The sequence below is a fragment of the Nocardia exalbida NBRC 100660 genome (assembly GCF_000308575.1).
GTDB classification, from domain to species: Bacteria; Actinomycetota; Actinomycetes; order Mycobacteriales; family Mycobacteriaceae; genus Nocardia; species Nocardia exalbida.
Genome location: NZ_BAFZ01000056.1, coordinates 1 through 13893, shown reverse-complemented (window position 1 = coordinate 13893; position 13893 = coordinate 1). Strand labels below are relative to the sequence as shown.

The following is a 13893-nucleotide window of genomic DNA, read 5'->3' as shown; positions in this document are numbered from 1 at the left end:
GACTTGTGCGACAACATGGTTCGAGTAAGCAGCAGGAGAGTGCGATGGCCACTTACATCGTGACGGGCGGAACCGGATTCTTGGGCAGGCGGGTGGTGCAGGACCTGCTGGATCGCGACGCCGACGCGATCGTCCACGTGCTGGTGCGTGAGACGTCGCTGGCGAAATTCACCGACATCGCGGCGGGCTGGCGCGGCGCCGAGCGGGTCTTCGCGCTGATCGGCGATCTCACCGCCGAGGGCCTGGGACTGGCGTGCGAGGCGCCGCGGGCCGACCACGTGGTCCACCTGGGCGCCGTCTACGACATGACCGCCGACGAGGACACCGCGCACGCGGCGAACGTCACCGGCACGCGCTCGGTGCTGGCCCTGGCCCGCGAGCTGGGCGCGGTGCTGCACCACGTCTCCTCGGTGGCCGTGGCAGGCGACCACAAAGGCAAGTTCTTCGAGGAGGACTTCGACCTCGGACAGCGGCTGACCTCGCCGTATCACCGCACCAAGTTCGCCGCCGAGAAGCTCGTCCGCGAGTCGCGCGGCGTGCGCTGGCGGGTCTATCGCCCCGCGATCATCGTGGGCGATTCCCGCACCGGCGAGATGGACAAGATCGACGGCCCCTACTACTTCTTCGGCGCGATCGCGCGGCTGGCCGCGCTGCCGTCCGAGCTGCCGTTGCCGCTCCCCGACCTCGGTGCCACGAATATCGTTCCGGTGGATTATGTCTCGGCCGCCATGGCGGAGCTGATCCGCCGCCCCGGCCTGGACGGACGCACCTTCCACCTGGTCAACCCGGAGCCGCAGCCGTTCGGCGAGGTGTACCGCGCGCTCGCCGCCGCGGCGGGCGCCCCGATCGGTATCGGCACGGTGCCGGGCAGCGCATTGGCGCTCAGCGGGCTCGCGCAGATCCCCGGCCTCACCGCCGTGCGCGATTTCCTGCTCGAGCAGGTGGGCATCCCGGTCGAAGTCGCTCCACACACCTCGTTCTCCGCGGAGTTCATCAGCGACTCCACCCGCGCCCAACTGCGCGGCTGCGGCCTGACGGTGCCGTCGTTCGACAGCTACGCCGACCGGCTGTGGCAGTACTGGCGCGACCACCTCGACCCGCAGCGCGGACGCGTGTCCATCACCGGCGACCCGCTCGCCGGACGGGTCGTGCTGATCACCGGCGCGTCCTCCGGTATCGGGCTGGCCACCGCGCACGCCGTCGCCCGGCGCGGCGCCACGGTCCTGATGGTCGCCCGCGGGCACGACGACCTGGCGGCCGCCGCCGACGCGGTGCGCGCCGAAGGCGGTGTCGCACATACCTATCCGTGCGACATCACCGACTCCGAAGCGGTCGAGAAGCTCGTGCAGTGCGTCCTCGATGACCACGGCCACGTCGACTACCTGGTGAACAACGCGGGCCGCTCGATCCGCCGCTCGGTGCTCAACTCCACCGACCGGATGCACGATTTCGAGCGAACCATGGCGGTGAACTACTTCGGCGCCGTGCGGCTGATCCTCGGACTGCTGCCGTCGATGCGGGCGCGCCGCTTCGGGCACGTGGTGAACATCTCCTCGATCGCGGTGCAGACCAAGGTGCCCCGATTCGCCGCCTATGTGGCGAGCAAGTCGGCGCTGGACAACTTCAGCGAGATCGCGGCGGTGGAGAACCGGGATGCCGGGATCACGTTCACCTCGGTGCGGATGCCGCTGGTGCGGACCCCGATGATCGCGCCGACCGACCTCTACCGCTCGCTTCCGGTGCCGGATCCGGAGCAGGCCGCCGCGATCGTGGTGCGTGCGCTCGAGGACCGGCCGCATCGCATCGACACGCCGGTCGGCACCTTCGCGCAGGCGGTGGAATTGCTGATGCCGTCGGTGAAGCGTCAGATCATGCACCAGGGCTACCGCATGTTCGGCGAGTCCCGCGCGGCGCGGGGCGACGCGGAGCGCCGTGCGGCCGATCCGTCGCCCGCCGCCGCGCCCGCGACCGGCGGCGGCGCGCTGTCCGCGCTGGCCCCGGTGATCATGCCGCTCATGGCGCTGCCGGCCCCCGCGGCGCGCGTCGCTCGTGTGGTCCCGGGCTTGCACTGGTAGTTACGTACAGCGGAGTGGGGCCGACCTCGGTCGGCCCCACTCCTGCGGATCCCGTTCCCGCGCGGTCACATCCGGTACACCGCGAACTCCACGGCGGGCCACATGGCCCAGCGGTAGTCGGTATGCGCGGCCGGACGGATGCCGCCCTCGCACACCGGATCACCACTCGCGCAGTAGTTTCCGGTCCGCCAGGCGTATTGCTCCGGCACGGACCAGCCGACCAGCCGGATCGGATCACCGAACAACAGCACCGCGGCCACCCGGGATTCCAGATCCACCGGCAGGGTGCGGATGCCACCGAGTGCGGTCACGATGCCGGTGCCGAGCACCCCGTGCGCCACGACGGCCCCTTGCGAGAAGCCGACCAGGACGAACCGCTGATCCGGGCACCGCGCCGCTTGCCACAGCACATGGGCGGTCATGTCCTGGGTGCCGCGGCCGATCGAGGACGGGTCGAGCAGGTCTGCGGGGTAGTCCACCCGATATGCCTGCGAATCGACCGGAAGTGCTCGCCACAGTGCCTCGTAGAGCGGGTCGCCCACCACCGCACCCAGATATCCGGGTTCGTGGGTGCCTCGAGCGACGACCACGTCGACCGCCGCACAGGACGTCGCCCATGCGTGCAATCCCGTCGCAGCCCCGAACCCCGCGACGAGCAGTAGCACAGCGAATGCCTCTACTACACGCCACTTTTCGAAGTGAATTACCTTCCGGTTGGCCATCGTACTCACCTACTCACGCCGTTGTGAGACAGCCGGGCGACACTTGTCAGTGACAATTACCCGGCTATATCCGCGAAGGTAGGAACCGCCCCTGAGGCCGTCAAGGAACTCCACCCGACCGATACCGAGTCAGCGCCGAATCGTGTTCTCCGGCGTTTTACGGTGCGAGAACCGCTGCGCCCGTGAATCGTCCGTGCGCGAGGTCGATCAGCGCCCGATCGGCCATGTCCAGGGAGTACCCGTGCGTGGTCAGATGTATCCGGTGCTCGCCGGCGAAAGCCAGGAATTCGCGAGCGTCGGCACGGGTGTTCGCGGTGACCGATCGAATCTCCCTTTCCTGGAACAGATGCCGCTGATAGTTCAGCGCGGGAATGTCGCTGAGATGAATACCGGCGATGGCGAGGATCCCGCCGCGATCGAGCGCCGCGAGCGCGGGCGGCACCAGTTCACCGACCGGCGCGAACAGGATCGCCGAATCCAGCAGCACCGGAGGCGGATCCGCGGCGCCCTGCACCGACGCGGCGCCGAGCGCGGTCGCGAGTTCCCGCGCCGCCGGATCCCGGGTCATCACGTGCACTTCCGCTCCTTGCGCGGCGGCCACCTGGGCGGCGATATGGGCACTGCCGCCGAAGCCGTAGATTCCCAGCCGCCCGCCCGGCGGAACGGCGGCCCGCAGCAGCGCCCGGTACCCGATGATGCCCGCGCACAGCAAGGGGGCGGTGTCGGCATCCGAGTAACCAGCGGGCAAGCGCAATGCGTATGCCGCAGGCACACAAGCGAATTCGGCGTAACCGCCGTCGGCGTCCCAGCCGGTGTAGGCCGAATGCGGACAGAGGTTCTCCGCGCCGCGCAGGCAGAATTTGCACTCCCCGCACGTGTGCCGCAGCCAGGCGATGCCCACCCGGTCCCCCACCGCGAAACCCTCCCCCTCCGCACCCTGCCCGACCGTGACGACCTCGCCGACGACCTCGTGCCCCGGCACCACTCCGGCCCGGTGCACCGGAAGATCGCCTTCGGCCACGTGCAGGTCGGTCCGGCACACGCCGCAGGCCAGTACACGCACCATCAACTCGCCGGGACGGGGTTCCGGGACGGAGGTTCGCTCCGCGTCCAACGGGCCGCCATCGATCGCGCCCGGCCTGCGCACCCGCCAGCATCGCATCGCAGTCCTACCGCCGCGGATCTGGCTCATCGTCGGATCACCTCGCTCCGATCGGATCGACACGGACCGGGCATCCCGACCGGGCCGGGTGCGCCGGAATCACCCTACTCGGCGGATTCGGCCACGCCGCCCACCAACGTCTGATACGTTTCTGTATCGAGTACATTTCTGTATCCGATGCCCTGGTCGAGGCCGAACCGAGGAGGTGCCCGATGGCGTCCGATGCCGCGCAGGCCGCACCCGCCCGGGTCACCCGCCGCCGCGCCGAAACCAGGAACCGGCTGCTGACCGCGGCCTACGACGCGTTCGCCGAAGAAGGCTTCGGGCGCGCCACCGTGGAGCGGGTGTGCGAGCGCGCCGGATTCACCCGCGGGGCGTTCTACTCGAACTTCAGCTCGCTGGACGAGCTGTTCCTGGCCATGTGGGAGCAGCGCTCGACGGCGATGCTCACCGAGGCGGGCGCCATCCTCGACGAGATCGCCGCCGACGGCGCCGATGACGTGCGCGCCGCGGTCCGGCGACTGGAACGGGCGGTGCCGGTCGACGAGGGCTGGTACCGGATCACCGCCGAATTCACCGCGCATGCCCTGCGCACCCCGGCGCTGCGCCGGGTGATGGCCGCCCGCGAGGAAGCCATCGTCGCGGCCCTCATGCCCACCATCGTCGCGGCGCTCGCCCGCGGCGGCCGCACCGTGCCGGACCCGGAGGCGTTCGGCCAAGCGCTCATCGCCGTCCACGACGGGACCAGCGTGCAGGTCCTGATGGAGCCGGACAGCCGTGCCGCGCGCGAGCGCCGCACCGAACTGTTCCACCACGTCGTGCTGGCCTACAGCACCGCAACCGAAGGATGAACATGTCCCACAGCAGTCCCGAGGTGACGCCGGAGGCGGACGTCCTCGTCGTCGGCGCCGGGCTGGCCGGCCTGGTCGCCACGCACGAACTGGTCAAGGCCGGTCGCACGGTGCACGTGCTCGACCAGGAGAATCGTAACAATCTCGGCGGTCAGGCGTTCTGGTCGCTGGGCGGGCTCTTCTTCGTCGACAGTCCGGAGCAGCGGCGCCTCGGCATCAAGGACTCCTACGATCTGGCCCTGCAGGACTGGCTCGGCTCGGCCGGGTTCGACCGCGACGACGAGGACAAGTGGGCCAGGCAGTGGGCGCGGGCCTATGTGCGGTTCGCGGCCACCGAGAAGCGGGAGTACCTGCGCGAACTCGGCCTGCGGGTGACGCCGCTGGTCGGCTGGGCCGAGCGCGGCGGCGACCGCGCCGACGGACACGGCAACTCGGTGCCGCGCTTCCATCTCACCTGGGGCACCGGCCCCGAGGTGGTCCGGGTCTTCGCCGAGCCGGTCCTCGAGGGCGAGCGGCGCGGACTGGTCCGATTCGGCTTCCGCCATCGGGTGGACGAATTGATCGTGGAGAACGACGCGGTGGTCGGCGTGCGCGGCGCGGTGCTCGAGGACACCGATCTGGACCGGGGACGCGCCTCGTCGCGGACCGAGGTGGGCGAATTCGAGTTGCGCGCCAAGGCCGTGATCGTGGCCTCCGGCGGAATCGGCCACAACCACGAGCTGATCCGGCGCAACTGGCCCACCCAGCGACTGGGTCCGTGCCCGGAGACCATGATCTCCGGCGTGCCCGCGCACGTAGACGGCCGGATGCTCGCCATCACCGAGACCGCGGGCGGCGCCATCGTCAACCGGGACCGCATGTGGCACTACACCGAAGGCATCGTCAACTGGGACCCGATCTGGCCCGATCACGCGATCCGGATCATCCCCGGACCGTCCTCGATGTGGTTCGACGCGAACGGAAAGCGCCTGCCCGCACCGTGTTTCCCCGGATTCGACACCAACTCGACGATGAAGGAGATCCTGAAGACCGGTTACGACTATTCGTGGTTCGTGCTCACCCAGTCGATCATCGAGAAGGAGTTCGCGCTGTCGGGCTCCGAGCAGAACCCGGACATCACCGGCAAGGACCTCAAGCTCACGCTGAAAAGCCGCGTCGCCAAGGGCGCACCGGGGCCGGTCGAGGCGTTCAAACAGCACGGTGTCGATTTCGTCGTGGCCGACACGCTGCGTGAACTGGTCGAGGGCATGAACAAGATCGCTCGCGGCCCCCGGCTGGACTATGACGATCTGGAACGCCAGATCGTCGCGCGGGACCGGGAACTGACGAACAAGTACAGCAAGGACAGCCAGCTGATGGCGATCGCCAACGCGCGCCGGTACCTGGGCGACAAGGCGGGCCGGGTCGCCAAACCGCACCGGATTCTCGATCCGGCCGCGGGCCCGCTGATCGCCGTGCGGCTCAACATCCTCACCCGCAAAACCCTGGGCGGCTTGCAGACCGACCTGAACTCCCAGGTGATCCGGCCGGACGGCACGGCGTTCCCTGGTCTGTACGCCGCGGGTGAGGTCGCCGGGTTCGGCGGTGGCGGCGTGCACGGGTACAACGCGCTGGAAGGCACCTTCCTCGGCGGATGCATCTTCTCGGGCCGGGCCGCCGGGCGTGCGCTGGCGACGGAACTCACCTGACCGCTACCGCCCGCAGCGGGAGGCGACCGCGCCGGGCCCGGCCGAGGTGGCGAGGACCGGCGCGGACGCGAACGACGGAGCGCCGGAGTAGAGCCGGGTCCGTGCCGCGTACCGCCCCGGCTCCACCGTGACATCGGTGATCTCGGCCTCGTTGCCGTAGACATCGGTCACGCGCGCGGTGAACGGGCCCGGCCCGGCGCCGGAGAGGGTCCAATAGTTGTCCGCCCGCCGGGTGAGCGGTCGCCACGGACCGCCCGCAGCGGGTCGAACAGCAACCTCACGCAATGGATTTCCGGTGCCGCCGAACAGGAGGCCGAACCAGGACGCGGAGGAATCCTGCTTCACCTCGTAGGTCAGCTCCTCCACCGGTTGCGGGTCGCGGACCAGGCGATAGCCGACCCGCGCCACCCCGTCGTGGCCATCGGCGATCCGCTCGAACGCCGCCGCACTCAGATCCAGTTGCCCCGGACCGCATGCCGGGCAGTGGTCGACCACCAGTGCCCGGACCGACCCGCGCGGACCCGCGATCTCCAGATACGCCCCGCACAGGTCGGCGCGCCCGAAGTCGGGGGTGGACAGCCCGGCGTAGAAGCCGTCCGGCGGCAGCTCGTGAAAGGAGCACGACACCTGCTTGCCGAGCACGAAGTAGCGCGCTTCGGCGGACGTCTCCGGTCCGATCGGCGCGAATGTCATAGCGGTCACCGGATATCGGGACGGCGAGGACGCCTCGTGCAGGGGACTCGCCGCGACGCAGGTGGGCGCCGACGGCCGCACCAGCCAGACGCCCACCGCGACGGTGGCCAGCACGCCTGCGGCGAACCACAGCCACTCGGAACGGAATGGCCGCTCTTGGATCGGTACCCGGTGCATCGCTTCCCCGACTCCGGCTCGCCTGCTCGCGGACTGTCCATCCTGACCTCACCAGGAAAGCAGCCCCACCGCCCGGGCGCAGCGCGAACGAAAATTCTTCACAGTGAAAAACACGCAATTCAGCAAGCACGCCGCTAATTTCGGCCTCGCCACCCGGCGACGACACCGGCTGGTCGGAAATGATCCGGCGCGGCTCGGGCGAGACAACCGCACCCACGGTGAGGTCAGCGCCTGCGCGCGTGCCGAGGGAAGAGGTTTCGTCCCGCCTCCTGGGCGACTTCGGCCAGCGCGCGGGCCAGCCGAGCGGTGTCCGGCACCACTGCCTCCGAACCGGTGCGGCCCGACAGCGACACCGCGGCCACCGCGGCGCCGCGCCCGCGAATCGGCACGGCCACGCATGCGAGACCGGGTACGCACTCCTCGTTGTCGACGGCGACACCCTGGCGATTGCGGATGCGGCCGAGTTCCCGATGCAGTTCGGTCCTGTCGGTGAGAGTGCGTGAGGTCAGTTGCGGCAGGTGGTACCGGAAGGATGCTTCCACGATGCTCGGGTCCAACGTGGCCAGCAGCGCCTTGCCCAATGCCGTACTGTGCGCGGGCATCCGGCCGCCGAGACGGGTGGGCACGCTCGCGGCGAACCGGCCGCCGACCTTGTCCAGATACAACACGTCGCGCCCGTCCAGCACCCCGAGGTGCCCGACCATCCCGGTCTGCTGACTCAGATCGTGCAGCAGCGGACTCACCGCGTCACGGATCTCGTTGTGCTCGGCGGCAAGTCCGCCCAGCTCCAGCGTGCGCAGACCGAGCCGGTAGCCGCCGGGCGCGTGCGCCAGCCAGCGCAGCCGGATCAACTGGTCGAGAATGCGGTGCACGGTGGAACGCGGCAACCCGGTGCGCTCGGCCAGTTCGACGAGGGTGAGCGTCGGCGTGACGCCGTCGAAAGCCTCCAGTATCAGCGTCATCCGCTCGATCATCGATACCGGGGGCTGACCCGGCCGTGCTGCCTGTCCAGATCCGGTCCATAACTCCCCCGGCTCGGGATCGGTCATCACCTCGACCGTCATTGCCAACCTCCACGCGCACTCGCGTAGAGCTTAGAGGCCACTAGGGCGACCCGTGCGCGGAATCCGCGAGGGTGAACAGCCACTCGCGGGTGTAGCGCTCGGCCAGCAGCGGCAGGTAGTTCACGACGGTGGCGTGGTCGGCGACATGATCGTAGGACGAGTGCAGATGATCCTCGATCGCGGCTTCGCTGGCGACGCCGTCGAATTCGTCCTCCAAGCGCTGCGCGGCCGCTTTCAAGGCGAGTTCCTGGTCGAGCGGGGTCTGCTGGTTCGTGTCGGGAGTGGCAGGACGGTCGGTCATCGCAAGATTCCCCTGGTCGTGACGAGATCGGTACCTGAGGCGCTGTCGTAGCGGTACGACAACTCCTGTCCTATGGGTACCCGGTCGAACCGGTTCGACACCCCGCCTGTGACCGTCGGCCGCGGCACTGCATGAGGACGCGATCATCCGCTGTTCGACACCGATCGCCAGCAAAGTAGAACACGTTCTTGTCTGCGGCGGCCGCGCGTGCCAGGCTCGACAGATGGATCTCGACGCCATCGAAGCCGTCCGCCAGCTGAAGTACCGCTACTTCCGGAGCCTCGACCTCAAAGACTGGGACGATTTCGCCGACACCCTCGCCGTCGACGCGGAGGGACGCTACGGTACGCACGCCATGGGCGAGCCGCTGCACCTGGACGGCCGCGACGCCATCACGGCGTTCATGCGGGAGAACCTCGGCCCCTCTATCGTCTCGGTGCACATCGCCAACCACCCGGAGATCAGCGTCGACGGCGCGACGGCCACAGGGTCCTGGGCCTTCGAGGACACCGTCATCGCCACCGAGTACGGGGTCCTGATCCGCGGGGCCGGTTACTACACCGACGCCTACCGCCGCGACGCCGACGGCAAATGGCGCATCGCCTCCACCGGCTACCGCCGCATCTACGAATCCATGCAGTCGCTGGCCGACACGCCCAGCTTTCAACTGCTGTCCAACATGTGGGCACCGGAGAAGTGACCGCCGGGCGCGGAAATCGGTCCACTATCGGCCCGGTGGCGCTGGACGGCCCGGCGCGGTCCGGCGGATGCTGCGAGCATGCCCTCCCTTGCGCCTGACGAGTTCACTCCCGAAACCACCTACCTGAACACCGCGTCCTTCGGTCTGCCGTCCGCCAGGGCACTCGCCGCGGTGCGCGACGCGAGTGCGAGCTGGGCGTCCGGCCGCGGTGCGCCGACAACCGAGGTGGATCGACTGGCACCCGGCCTGCGTGCCGGGTTCGCCCGGCTGCTCGACGGCGCGACCGCCGACGACATCGCGCTCGGCAGTGGTGTCGCGGGACTCATCGCCCCCGTGGCCACGGCACTGCCGCCCGGCGCGGAGGTGCTGCTACCGGAAGGCGAATTCTCCTCCGTGTCCATGCCTTTCGTGTACCGGGACGACCTCGTCGTGCGCTTCGTGCCCTTGCGGGAGCTGGCCGCGCAGGTGCGGCCGGAGACCGCGCTGGTGGCCATGAGTGTGGTCCAGTCCGCGGACGGCCGCGTCACCGATCTGGCCGAACTGCGCGCGGCGACCCGGGCCAACGGCGCGCGCCTGCTGGTGGACGCCACCCAGGCCGCGGGATGGCTGCCACTGCGCTTCACCGACGCGGACTACTGGGTGTGCGCCACCTTCAAATGGTTGATCGGCGCACGCAGCGTCGCGTTCCTCGCCACACCGGCCGACCTCGTCCCGCAGCTGCGTCCGGTGGGCTCGAGCTGGTACGCCGCCGAGGACCGCTGGGCCGAGCTCTACCGCCCGGTCGCACTGCCCGCGACGGCACGACGGTTCGACACGACACCGGACTGGCTCGGCGTCGTGGCGGCGCTGGCCGGACTGTCGCTGATCGAGGAACTCACCGTCGAGAAAATCGGCGCGCACGACCTCGAACTCGCCGACCGCTTCCGCGACGGCCTGCGTGACCTGGGCTTCGAGCCCGTCGACGCGCGCTCGCCGATCGTCTCCGTGCCCGGCGCGGGAGACCTGGCGCCCCGGCTCGCCGAGGCCGAGGTGATCGCCTCCGCGCGTGGCGGCGGGTTGCGGTTCGCCTTCCACCTCTACAACAGCGCCGACGACGTCGAGCGGGCGCTGTCCGCACTGCGCGCCGGTTAGTCCCCGCGGCAGCCGCGTACCGCCCGGCCGGTCGAAGATCGGCGAGCTTCCAGCGCGGCAAGCCTTAGCGGGAGGCGACCGCTCCACCGGTCCGAGACCAGGGCCGGAGTGCGGCGGCAGCGCACCGCCGGGTCGAAGCCAAGCGGGCGTAATTCAGTGCGGTATGCCGTGTAGCCGCGCGACCGCCCCGCAGGTCTTCGACCACGCGGGAGCGTCGAGCCCGCCGAATACCTCGAGCAGGCACTCTCCGCGCCGCACCCCGCGAGACAGAGCCCCGCACGTCACCGGTCTGGCGACCAGGACCGGAGCCTGGGCCACAGCCGCGTGGCCACACGGCCGGACAATGAGCCGTGCCGGAGCCGAAAACTCGAAGGGCCGCTGCCGATTGCTCAGCGCGGGGACCTCGTCACCGGTCGGTGATCAGGGTAAGCCGGATACCCGCGCGCCTCGGGGCCGCGCGGTCGGTCACCGGCCAGGGCGGTGCGCGGGAGCCGTGATCAATGGCAGGTCGAGCGCGGTGAGGATGCCTGCGGGAGCGGCGACAACGGCGGGCACGGCGTTGACTATCCGCAAGCCTGTCGCCAGGACGGTCGCGTAGTTGTGATCCCCGTTGCGGCTCGAGGTCACCAGGTCGAGCGCGTAATCGGGCTCGCCCGTGATCTCGACCCGGTAGGAGCCCTCGGGGTGCGCCGGCTGTGGCCAGTCCGGGCACAGGTCGGGGCGCAGCCGGGTCACGTGCTCGAGCACCGTGACCGGCACGTCCCCGACCATGCCCCGGACTTCGAAACGCAATGCCGCCGCGGTTCCTTCGGCGATGTGCCCCGTCGCGATGTCGAACGACTCCGGTGCCGGGATGCGCTCGTAGGACTGGGTGACGGCGTCGAGGGTGACGCCTATCCCGGCGGCGAGCTGACGGACCGTGCCACCCCAGGCGAGCGACAGCACCCCGGGCTGCAACAGCATGGGAATCTCGTCGACGGGCTTGCCGAAGCCCATGATGTCGAACATGACCGCCCGGTTGTCGTAGCTGGCGTAGTCCACGATTTCCAGGCAGCGCACCTGGTCGACGCGCAGGCAGGTCCCCGCGAGCGCGAGCGGCAGCAGGTCGTTGGCGAAACCCGGGTCGATGCCGTTCACCCACAGCGACGAATTGCCCTGCGCGGCCGCCTCCTGCACCGGTTTCAGCAGCTCGTCGGGCAGCACTCCGTAGGGGTATTGGAAGAACACCGGTGCGCAGGCGACGACATTGATTCCGGCGGCCAGGATGCGCTGGAGGTCCTGCACGGCTTCGAACAGCCGGTTGTCGGTCATGGAGCAGTAGACGACGCAGTCCGGCCGTGACGCGAGCAATGCGTCCGCGTCGGTCGTGGCGGTGACGCCGACGGGGTGCTCGAGGCCGGCCAGCGTCCCCGCGTCGATGCCGTCCTTGGCGGGACCGGACACCCACACGCCGGTCAGTTCCAGTTCGGGATGGGCGATCACGCCGGCCAGGGCATGCCTGCCCACATTGCCGGTGCCCCATTGCACTACGCGATATGTCATGTCACAGATCCGGGATCGGGAGGTCGAGGTTCGGCATGATCAAGCCGCCGTCGGGCTCGAGGATCTTGCCGGTGAGGTACTTGCCCGCGGGCGACACCAGATAGAGCGCGGCCGCGGCGATGTCCTCGGGTTCGCCGATGCGGTGCAACGGTGTCTTCGATTCCAATTCGGTCCGCATGGCGTCGTTTCCCGCGACGATCTCCAGCGCGGAGGTCAGGATCGACCCCGGCGCGATGGCGTTCACCCGGATACGCGGGTTCAGGTCGAGTGCGGCGAGCTTGGTGTAGTGGGCGAGGGCGGCCTTGGCGGTGCCGTAGGCCGCGAACGCACGCCCCGGCAGCCGACCCATGGTCGACGTGATGTTCAGGATCGAACCGCCACCGGCGGTTTCGAGCATGCGCGGTACCGCGGCCCGGACCAGGGCGTGCGCGTTGGTGACGTTGAACTCGAACGCGTCCGTCAGCGCCTGCGGCGTCGTGTCCAGCAGCGGGCACGGCAGCGCCCCGCCGACATTGTTGACCACGATGTCCAGTCGTCCGAAGCGCTCGACCGCCGCCGCGGCGAGAGCCGCCGTGGCATCGGCATCGCTCAGGTCCGCGGGCACCACGTGGGCCTGTCGCCCCGCGGCGGCCACGCGCGCGGCCACCTCCTCGAGCTGGCTCTCGGTCCGTGCGGCGATGAGGACATCCGCCCCCGCCTCCGCGAACGCCACCGCTATGGCCGCGCCGAGACCGCGGCCCGCACCGGTGACTATGGCGACCTGATCGTCGATTCGGAACCGATCCAGAATCATTCGCGCTCCCTACGCTGGTGACGAATATTCGACAGCATGTGATCTAATATTCGTCATCGTAGGTCGCTCACCCGGGCGGGACAAGGGGTTGTGGACATGCCGGACCGATCGGCGTCGCCACCGACGCGTCGCGTCGTCGAAATCGTGTCGTTGCTGGCGACCTCCGGGGAGCCGATCAGCGTCGCGGGCATCGCCGAACGTCTCGGCATCGCCCGTGCCACCGCGACCGCGATCCTGAGCGAACTGGACGCGGCCGGCTGGGTGGTTCGCGACCCTGCTCGCGGCTACGGCATCGGGCCTGCGCTGGCCGGTCTGCACGGCGCCGCCCTCCCGCACGGCGTCGGCGGCCTCCTCGCCGGTCTCGCCGCCCGGACCGGGTACGGCGCCACGTTCAGCCGCATAGAACCCGACCGGCTGACGGTGCTCGACGTGCGCCACGGCGTCGACCGCGTCGTTCCCGGAATCCCGGTGGGACATCGCATTCCGCTGCAGTTCCCGGCCGGCGCCAGCGTGATGCCGTGGCGGCCCGCGCATGAGCAGAACATTTGGCTGCGCACGGCCGCGGAAACGGATCAACGGATGGCCGGTGCGCTGCTGGCGCTGGTCCGCGAGCGTGGGGTGGCCGTCTTCCGGCCCCGCGCCGACGACGCGGGGATGGTCGATCTGCTCGTGGATCTGCTCGGCGCGGTGGGATCCGAACTGCTGCAACCTCATCTGCGCACTCGCGCGCTTCGCCAGCTCGCCGCGCTCACCTCGCGGCCCTTCACCAGGGCCGAGCTGGATTCGGAGGAAGTCTTGCCGCTGAGTTATCTCGCGGCGCCGGTTTTCGACGCGAGCGGCGCCGCCGCATACGAAGTGCAGCTGGGACCGCTGCGGGCCGCGACGACCCGAGCGGAACGCGAGGAATTCATGGATGCGACGCGGAGCACGGCAGCCGCATTGACGACCGCGCTCACCGCCGACCGGTAAGAAAAGTAATTCCCGGATGAAACGG

General features: G+C 69.6%; 13 protein-coding genes. 6 read left to right on the top strand and 7 right to left on the bottom strand.

Annotated features, from left to right (window positions below):
• Positions 1-44: 44 nt before the first annotated feature.
• Complete coding sequence (locus ON29_RS12840) at positions 45-2075, top strand: SDR family oxidoreductase (protein WP_040866472.1); 2031 nt, start codon at positions 45-47, stop codon at positions 2073-2075.
• 65 nt (positions 2076-2140) lie between these two features.
• Here the strand turns inward: ON29_RS12840 and ON29_RS12835 are convergent, their stop codons facing one another.
• Both ON29_RS12835 and ON29_RS12830 read right to left on the bottom strand, forming a co-directional pair.
• Positions 2141-2797, bottom strand: coding sequence for a cutinase family protein (locus ON29_RS12835; RefSeq protein ID WP_051175145.1), 657 nt, complete (start codon positions 2795-2797; stop codon positions 2141-2143).
• A gap of 157 nt (positions 2798-2954) precedes the next feature.
• Positions 2955-3959 (bottom strand): zinc-binding alcohol dehydrogenase family protein, encoded by a 1005-nt coding sequence (locus ON29_RS12830; RefSeq protein ID WP_040866470.1) that lies wholly within the window; start codon positions 3957-3959, stop codon positions 2955-2957.
• 212 nt (positions 3960-4171) lie between these two features.
• Between ON29_RS12830 and ON29_RS12825 the strand changes: the two genes are divergently transcribed.
• The gene (locus tag ON29_RS12825; protein ID WP_040866469.1) at positions 4172-4810 is read left to right on the top strand and encodes a TetR/AcrR family transcriptional regulator; all 639 of its coding nucleotides are present in this window, start codon (positions 4172-4174) and stop codon (positions 4808-4810) included.
• Positions 4807-6498, top strand: a complete 1692-nt coding sequence (locus tag ON29_RS12820; protein WP_083863421.1) for an FAD-binding dehydrogenase — start codon at positions 4807-4809, stop codon at positions 6496-6498. Before ON29_RS12825 ends, ON29_RS12820 begins: the two co-directional genes overlap by 4 nt.
• Positions 6499-6501: 3 nt before the next feature.
• Here ON29_RS12820 and ON29_RS12815 read toward each other — a convergent pair whose 3' ends face one another.
• From ON29_RS12815 to ON29_RS12805, 3 genes are all read right to left on the bottom strand, one after another.
• Positions 6502-7368, bottom strand: coding sequence for an expansin EXLX1 family cellulose-binding protein (locus ON29_RS12815; RefSeq protein WP_051175144.1), 867 nt, complete (start codon positions 7366-7368; stop codon positions 6502-6504).
• A gap of 224 nt (positions 7369-7592) precedes the next feature.
• Positions 7593-8432 carry an IclR family transcriptional regulator gene (locus tag ON29_RS12810; RefSeq protein ID WP_040866468.1) on the bottom strand — a complete coding sequence of 280 codons (840 nt, stop codon included), beginning with the start codon at positions 8430-8432 and terminating at the stop codon, positions 7593-7595.
• Between the two features lie 40 nt (positions 8433-8472).
• Positions 8473-8733, bottom strand: a complete 261-nt coding sequence (locus ON29_RS12805; RefSeq protein ID WP_051175143.1) for a three-helix bundle dimerization domain-containing protein — start codon at positions 8731-8733, stop codon at positions 8473-8475.
• Positions 8734-8956: 223 nt separating this feature from the next.
• Between ON29_RS12805 and ON29_RS12800 the strand changes: the two genes are divergently transcribed.
• Together ON29_RS12800 and ON29_RS12795 are read left to right on the top strand one after the other, a co-directional pair.
• Complete coding sequence (locus ON29_RS12800; protein WP_040866467.1) at positions 8957-9433, top strand: nuclear transport factor 2 family protein; 477 nt, start codon at positions 8957-8959, stop codon at positions 9431-9433.
• A 78-nt stretch (positions 9434-9511) separates the two neighbouring features.
• Positions 9512-10564, top strand: coding sequence for an aminotransferase class V-fold PLP-dependent enzyme (locus ON29_RS12795; protein WP_040866466.1), 1053 nt, complete (start codon positions 9512-9514; stop codon positions 10562-10564).
• Between the two features lie 465 nt (positions 10565-11029).
• Here the strand turns inward: ON29_RS12795 and ON29_RS12790 are convergent, their stop codons facing one another.
• Together ON29_RS12790 and ON29_RS12785 are read right to left on the bottom strand one after the other, a co-directional pair.
• Positions 11030-12106, bottom strand: a complete 1077-nt coding sequence (locus ON29_RS12790; RefSeq protein ID WP_040866465.1) for an NAD(P)H-dependent amine dehydrogenase family protein — start codon at positions 12104-12106, stop codon at positions 11030-11032.
• A 1-nt stretch (position 12107) separates the two neighbouring features.
• On the bottom strand, positions 12108-12899 hold the full coding sequence (locus ON29_RS12785) for an SDR family oxidoreductase (protein WP_040866464.1): 792 nt from the start codon (positions 12897-12899) through the stop codon (positions 12108-12110).
• 96 nt (positions 12900-12995) lie between these two features.
• On the opposite strand from ON29_RS12785, the gene ON29_RS12780 reads away from it, so the two are divergent.
• A complete protein-coding gene (locus ON29_RS12780; protein WP_040866506.1) occupies positions 12996-13868 on the top strand; it encodes a helix-turn-helix domain-containing protein in 873 nt (290 codons plus the stop codon).
• Positions 13869-13893 lie beyond the last annotated feature (25 nt).

Coding starts and splice junctions, on each gene's coding strand:
- ON29_RS12840 (WP_040866472.1), top strand. CDS start 45: ATGGCCACTTACATCGTGACGGGCGGAACCGGATTCTTGGGCAGGCGG.
- ON29_RS12835 (WP_051175145.1), bottom strand. CDS start 2,797: ATGGCCAACCGGAAGGTAATTCACTTCGAAAAGTGGCGTGTAGTAGAG.
- ON29_RS12830 (WP_040866470.1), bottom strand. CDS start 3,959: ATGCGATGCTGGCGGGTGCGCAGGCCGGGCGCGATCGATGGCGGCCCG.
- ON29_RS12825 (WP_040866469.1), top strand. CDS start 4,172: ATGGCGTCCGATGCCGCGCAGGCCGCACCCGCCCGGGTCACCCGCCGC.
- ON29_RS12820 (WP_083863421.1), top strand. CDS start 4,807: ATGAACATGTCCCACAGCAGTCCCGAGGTGACGCCGGAGGCGGACGTC.
- ON29_RS12815 (WP_051175144.1), bottom strand. CDS start 7,368: ATGCACCGGGTACCGATCCAAGAGCGGCCATTCCGTTCCGAGTGGCTG.
- ON29_RS12810 (WP_040866468.1), bottom strand. CDS start 8,432: ATGACGGTCGAGGTGATGACCGATCCCGAGCCGGGGGAGTTATGGACC.
- ON29_RS12805 (WP_051175143.1), bottom strand. CDS start 8,733: ATGACCGACCGTCCTGCCACTCCCGACACGAACCAGCAGACCCCGCTC.
- ON29_RS12800 (WP_040866467.1), top strand. CDS start 8,957: ATGGATCTCGACGCCATCGAAGCCGTCCGCCAGCTGAAGTACCGCTAC.
- ON29_RS12795 (WP_040866466.1), top strand. CDS start 9,512: ATGCCCTCCCTTGCGCCTGACGAGTTCACTCCCGAAACCACCTACCTG.
- ON29_RS12790 (WP_040866465.1), bottom strand. CDS start 12,106: ATGACATATCGCGTAGTGCAATGGGGCACCGGCAATGTGGGCAGGCAT.
- ON29_RS12785 (WP_040866464.1), bottom strand. CDS start 12,899: ATGATTCTGGATCGGTTCCGAATCGACGATCAGGTCGCCATAGTCACC.
- ON29_RS12780 (WP_040866506.1), top strand. CDS start 12,996: ATGCCGGACCGATCGGCGTCGCCACCGACGCGTCGCGTCGTCGAAATC.